The sequence below is a fragment of the Edaphobacter aggregans DSM 19364 genome (assembly GCF_000745965.1).
Taxonomy (GTDB): domain Bacteria; phylum Acidobacteriota; class Terriglobia; order Terriglobales; family Acidobacteriaceae; genus Edaphobacter; species Edaphobacter aggregans.
Genome location: NZ_JQKI01000255.1, coordinates 1 through 4,460, shown reverse-complemented (window position 1 = coordinate 4,460; position 4,460 = coordinate 1). Strand labels below are relative to the sequence as shown.

The following is a 4,460-nucleotide window of genomic DNA, read 5'->3' as shown; positions in this document are numbered from 1 at the left end:
CCTTGAAAGCAGGCAAGCATGTCTCTCTCGAAATCTTCTTCGACATTAGAAACATCGCAGTTGCCTTTGCCAACCCGTATAGCGTTCGTGGGCAACTATCTGCCAAGACAATGCGGTATTGCCACGTTCACGACAGACTTGTGTACCGCAATTGCAGACCAATATGGAAGTGCAAGGCTTTTCGCAATTCCAGTCAACGACCCAGATTCGGCATATCAGTACCCGGAGCGAGTGCGGCTGGAGCTAACGCAGGAAGATATCGGATCCTACGAACGAGCAGCAGAGTTTCTTAACTTCAACGGAAACGATCTAGTCTGCTTGCAACACGAATATGGGATCTTCGGAGGGGCTGCCGGCAGTCATGTCCTGACATTACTTCGCAAGCTTAAGATGCCTCTGGTGACAACCCTGCACACAGTGCTGCGCGATCCGGATGTAAACCAACGTGCTGTCCTTGAAGAGATTGCACATCTTTCAGACCGATTGATCGTGATGAGCGATCAAGCTGCCACATTCTTGCGTGATGTCTACGGAGTGCCCACCGGAAAAATCGATCTCATTCCGCATGGAGTGCCTGACCTCCCATTCATGGATCCCAATTACTTCAAGGACCTGTTCGGTACTCAAGGAAAGCCGGTACTCCTAACATTTGGATTACTCTCGCCGAACAAGGGGATCGAAAGCGTAATCCAGGCCCTTCCAAGAATTCTGGAAAAACATGAAGACGTGATGTACATCGTCTCTGGAGCTACCCACCCACACATCAGACGATCGGAAGGCGAGAAATATAGAGAAGGGCTACAGGAATTGGCCGATGATCTGGGCGTTTCCTCACATGTAATCTTTAACAACCGCTTCGTAAGTTCCGAAGAGCTAGTCCAGCATGTGGGCGCCGCGGATATCTATATCACCCCCTATCGTCAAGAGGCCCAAGTTGTCTCAGGCACGCTTGCAATCGCTCTCGGGGCTGGGAAAGCGATCATATCTACACCATACTGGCATGCAAAAGAGCTTCTCGCCGACGAGCGTGGGGTCATTGTTCCGTTTGACGATCCGGCTTCAATTGCGGACGCGGTCATTGGGTTGTTAGACAATGACGCCGAGCGCCATGCGATGCGGAAGCGCGCCTATCTTCATTCACGCGGCACGACATGGCAGGAAACAGCGCAAGCTTATATGGCAAGCTTTCAGCGTGCCCGTGTTGAACGCATGCTTCGCCCGCGCCCGGCCCTGCAAGATCTTTTCACGATAAAGGCGACAGACCGCCTGCCGAGTCTCAATACCTCCCATCTATCGAACATGACAGATGATACAGGCCTGTTGCAGCATGCTACTTTCTCCATACCTAACTGCAATGAGGGATACACGACAGATGACAACGCGCGCGCACTCATTGTGACAACATTACTCAGCGTATCTCCGCTGTCTGGCAGCAGCTATGAGCTCGCAACTCTGTCCCGCCGATACCTTGCTTTTCTTTGGCTTGCGTTTCATGACAAAAACGGCTAGGTTCAGAAATGTTATGGGCTACGACCGGCGATGGCAGGAAGAAGTCGGTTCTGAGGACAGTCACGGCCGCGCCTTATGGGCATTGGGAACAGTGCTCGGCAATTCGGAAGATGCGGGACTGAGGGGGGCAGCGGGAAGACTCTTTGAAGCAGCCGCCTCCGTCACCATGACATTTACCAGTCCTCGCGCATGGGCGTTCTCGGTACTGGGTATGCAAGCGTATCTCGATTGGTTTCCTGGAGACAGAGTCGTTCAGGATTCACGCAATGTACTCGCAAATCGATTGCTGGCAGCCTATGAAAACAGTCATTCAGAACCATGGCAGTGGTTTGAGAAGAGCCTTTCCTATTCCAACGCCAGATTGTCACAAGCGCTGCTCATGGCAGGTTGGCGAAGTGACAATAGGCGAATGATCGAAGCAGGATGCGAGTCTCTTCAATGGCTTGTCGCGGAGCAGCATCGAGGCAATGACATGGTCTTCGTTCCAATAGGCTCCATGGGGTTTGCTGTTGCCGGCGGCTGGAAAGCTCGTTTCGATCAGCAACCTATAGAAGCTTGCGCGACTATTTCAGCGTGTGTACTCGCACATCGAATCACCCAAGAGCAGCACTGGCTCGAGGAAGCATGGTGTGCCTTTCGCTGGTTTCTCGGGGAGAACGACCTACAAGTTCCACTGTACGACGCTGTAACCGGCGGCTGTAAAGATGGACTTCACCCAGATCGCGTGAATGAAAACCAGGGAGCAGAATCAACGCTTTCGTTTCTGATGGCTCTTCTGGAGATGCAAAACGTGGAAATAGCAAGCGCAGAAAACCCAGACCAAGAAATGAGTGTCTCCAATTGAAATCAATTGCCCTTCCGACTGCGTGGCCTGAAGACTCTTTTACCCAACGGCCGCGTTCAAATATGAACGAAGAGATCTCTTTGTTCACTCGCCACTCCGCCAATCCCATCCTGAGCCGAAGAGATTGGCCGTATCCGATTAATAGCGTTTTCAATGCCGGTGCCGTAAAGCTCCCCGACGGTGACACCTTACTGCTTTGCCGCGTAGAAGACCGGCGAGGTCTGTCGCATCTCTGCGCTGCTCGCTCCGCAAATGGAGTCGATGGATGGCGCATTGATGCTCAACCGACATTGATGGCAAGCCCACGTGAGTTTCCTGAAGAGATCTGGGGCATCGAAGATCCGCGAATTACCTATGTCCCGGAGCTGGAACAGTATGCAATTGCTTACACCTCCTTCGCTCGCGGCGGTCCAGGAGTCTCGCTTGCGCTGACGAAAGACTTCAGAAGCTTTGAGAGATATGGCGTTGTCATGCCGCCGGAAGACAAGGACGCTGCTCTTCTCCCCCGAAGAATAGGAGGCTTTTGGGCGCTGATTCATCGACCGATGACAACACTCGGTGCGCATATGTGGATCTCGTACTCGCCAGATCTGCGGCATTGGGGCAGTCACAAGGTGATGCTCGAGGCACGCCGGGGCGGATGGTGGGATGCCAACAAGATAGGTCTCTGCTCGCCGCCAATTGAGACGGAGAAGGGTTGGCTGGTGATCTATCACGGAGTCCGACATACAGCGTCCGGAAGCATCTATCGCTTGGGGCTTGCTCTCTTCGATCTGGACAGCCCAGATATCTGCCTGCAGCGAGGTGATTCATGGATGTTTGGTCCGGAAGCTCCATACGAGCGAGGAGGAGATGTTAATGATGTGGTGTTTCCCTGCGGGCAGACCATAGGAGCTGATGGAGACTCAATTTACCTCTATTACGGAGCAGGTGACTCCTGTATCGCGATGGCTACCGGCAGCATTCGCACTCTTCTTTCGTGGCTGGATTCAAATTCGAGTGCGGCCGACGAAAACGGCTCCTAACACAATCTCTATCCAAATCGCGAGGATCACCAAAATGAATGCCTCAAGCCTAAACTGGCCCAGTCGATTTCCACGATTACTTTGGTTCCATCGAGAGTGTCCTCTCTGTAGCTCGATCGAATTCAAGACGGCCGAGTCGCGTGCTATGGATGGTCCGTTGAGTTGGTTTGCACTTTCTCCAATTCGTTGCGCCAACTGTTGGCGACGATATTACTGGTTTTCCATACGGAAGAAATCAACCGAAGAAGGTCGCGCATAACCGGTTACTATGCGCTTCTTGTAAGGAGGCCACATGGGCAATCCTGAATACCCCGCTACACATACTACGAATGATCTGTTATTCGATCTTGATCCTGGACGTTTGCGAACGCCACTGAGCTACGAGATCGTCGCACAAAGCGCAGAGGAAGTGCAGGACATCCAAAATGCCCCGGCCATCAGTATGGGGCAATACCTGATCGAATCGGAACAGGTAAAACTCCTTACGACGATCAGCATCTATACTCAACAAGGTGAAAGCCGAGATCAGGTGCGTTTGCTTTACATGAACGCTGCTGCACTTCTAATATGGAAAGCGATGGGAAAGCAGCCAACACTACTCGGGTTCCTTCATCGCCCACCCAAAACAGCTTTGCTGGCATTTGGGGTTCCGTTCAGCGAGTAGCAATCTACCTTCTGTTTAGCTTAGAGTGGGCTAGCAACTAAGGTCACATGGTCCATCGTGAAGCAGGCCTATCACAAATTAAAGTGCTCGACTCCGTTCAGGCCGTCACGGACTCAATGGAGAACTTCCGTAGTAGCTTGAAATCGTCAAGTATCTTGCCAGTCCCCAGAACAACGCAGCACAGCGGGTCATCGGCAATTGAGACAGGAAGTCCCGTTTCTTCTCGGATGCGCCTATCCAGGTCCTTCAAGAGCGCGCCACCGCCGGTGAGCACGATGCCGCGGTCGCTGATGTCAGCTGAGAGCTCGGGCGGTATGCGCTCTAGCCCCACACGAATGGCGTTCATGAGCGTCGACACCCATTCACTCAATGCCTCGCGGACTTCCCTGTCATTCAGAATGATGGTCTTGGGTACCCC

General features: G+C 52.7%; 5 protein-coding genes. 4 read left to right on the top strand and 1 reads right to left on the bottom strand.

Annotated elements, in window-relative coordinates; all coding sequences use genetic code 11:
* Positions 1–18 precede the first annotated feature (18 nt).
* The 4 genes from Q363_RS43455 (at position 19) to Q363_RS30795 (ending at position 4,042) form a co-directional block, all read left to right on the top strand.
* A complete protein-coding gene (locus Q363_RS43455; RefSeq protein WP_211256450.1) occupies positions 19–1,509 on the top strand; it encodes a glycosyltransferase family 4 protein in 1,491 nt (496 codons plus the stop codon).
* A gap of 13 nt (positions 1,510–1,522) precedes the next feature.
* A complete protein-coding gene (locus Q363_RS43450) occupies positions 1,523–2,353 on the top strand; it encodes a hypothetical protein (protein ID WP_211256449.1) in 831 nt (276 codons plus the stop codon).
* 80 nt (positions 2,354–2,433) lie between these two features.
* Positions 2,434–3,378 (top strand): glycoside hydrolase family 130 protein, encoded by a 945-nt coding sequence (locus tag Q363_RS30800; protein WP_245632588.1) that lies wholly within the window; start codon positions 2,434–2,436, stop codon positions 3,376–3,378.
* Between the two features lie 292 nt (positions 3,379–3,670).
* Positions 3,671–4,042: a hypothetical protein gene (locus Q363_RS30795; RefSeq protein WP_035358396.1), complete on the top strand. Its 372-nt coding sequence runs from the start codon at positions 3,671–3,673 to the stop codon at positions 4,040–4,042.
* Between the two features lie 97 nt (positions 4,043–4,139).
* Here the strand turns inward: Q363_RS30795 and Q363_RS30790 are convergent.
* Positions 4,140–4,460: rod shape-determining protein (locus Q363_RS30790; RefSeq protein WP_035358394.1), on the bottom strand; the 321-nt coding region annotated here is incomplete at its 5' end.